This is a genomic window from Gilliamella sp. B2911 (genome assembly GCF_026536965.1).
GTDB lineage: Bacteria > Pseudomonadota > Gammaproteobacteria > Enterobacterales > Orbaceae > Gilliamella > Gilliamella apicola_E.
In genome coordinates, this window is record NZ_JAFNNA010000029.1 from 1 (window position 1) to 1,493 (window position 1,493).

The 1,493-nt window shown below is 31.1% G+C and carries 1 protein-coding gene; it reads right to left on the reverse strand.

Annotation, left to right across the window (positions count from 1 at the left end):
- Window positions 1-595 precede the first annotated feature (595 nt).
- Window positions 596-1,493, reverse strand: an 898-nt coding sequence (locus tag J3U27_RS11550; RefSeq protein ID WP_267377505.1) for a hypothetical protein, incomplete at its 5' end; no start/stop codon positions are given.

A 1,493-nucleotide genomic window follows, 5' to 3' on the forward strand; every position in this document is an offset into this window, starting at 1 on the left:
TAACAATCACCAAAGATGTTTGTCTATTTTAGTCGTAGCGATTATCTCATTTTTCTTATAATCGATGGTATAAATACCTATGTTTCAGTATAAAATTTAGGAAATAGAAAATTTTTATAAACAAAACGATTTTGGATATTATTTAAAATAAATTGGATAATTTTATAATTCCGAAATTTCGATAGGTTACTAAATTTTAAGATCTTATCATCTATAAGTTTGTTGTAATAAGACCATTTTAGTTTGTTAAAAATAACGCAAAAAATCGTTTTAAATATTAATTGAGTAGATTATTCCTCTATAATTGAGATTTTATATTTTATTAAATAAATAAACTAACTTTTCCTAAAATCTATCTTGAAGCCAGAGGCTGAAAAAAGATAATGTACAATTTGTGTCAACAGCAAAGCAAATAGCTTTCGGTGATAAATAGGAATGATTGAATTGATTTAAAACATTCTCTAATTACTTTTAAATGATAGCGTTGATAGCTAATTATCTAATAATACAACAAAATTAAAAAGGGGGTATTATTCTCCCCCCTTTTTGACTGTTATTAAAAATAATACTTCTGGAAATATTTCTTAAATTTTATTTAAGGTGAAACACAAAGCGCTTGAGTTATTTGGTTTTTCAAAGCACTAATTGTGTCACCATCAGAGGACACAATATAATGTTGATCAGCGTATGGGCTTGGTGAACTTGTCCAAAAGGTAAAGACAGTCCAAGAACTACCATAATCTAAATTTTTTAATGATCCCCACTCTGAAAGCAATCCACCATTAATTTGTCTATATTTTTTTTGATCATTTCCAGGATAGCCGCCAGTCCAACCACCACCATTACCATTAGTCAGATCTGACACAATCGGTAATCTATAACCTGGTAAGCTTGTGCAATAACTTAAAGCATTATTATACTTGTTCTCGATTGTATCTCGACCATTCCTATCAGTTTGGGGAATAAACCAGTGGCGCAATTTGAATCGATAAATTGGAATAGTCTTCCCTGGATCAGCATAAATGGTAAATTGTGTTGGCACAAAACTCATTTTAGATGAAGGAGAATTAGAGTTTGGGCCTTTTAACTTCACTACGGGTACCCCATCACCCTTTGCACTGAATTCTAAATCAACATTAGAATTGCTGGGCTCTTTGGTATAACTAAGTTGGCGATAACTTTTCAACCCCGCTACAATCAATCTAAAATTAAGATCATTGGCGCCCGTTGCAGGAAAGTTAGATTCTGGATCATTAACATTTTGGACTAAAAAAGCACTTTTATCTGAATCCCATTGACCAGAAACACCGTTATTTTGTGTTAATGTTCTCGGTTGAACAAAACAAGTATAAATGGTACTAGAACCAACAGTGAGAATATAATTATCGTCTAAATCACTAAATTTTGTTGTATTTGGAACACCATATTGAGTTTGAATGCTACTGTTTTCAATTTTTAACTTGATATTATACGGCGCCAAACACTTATCAATA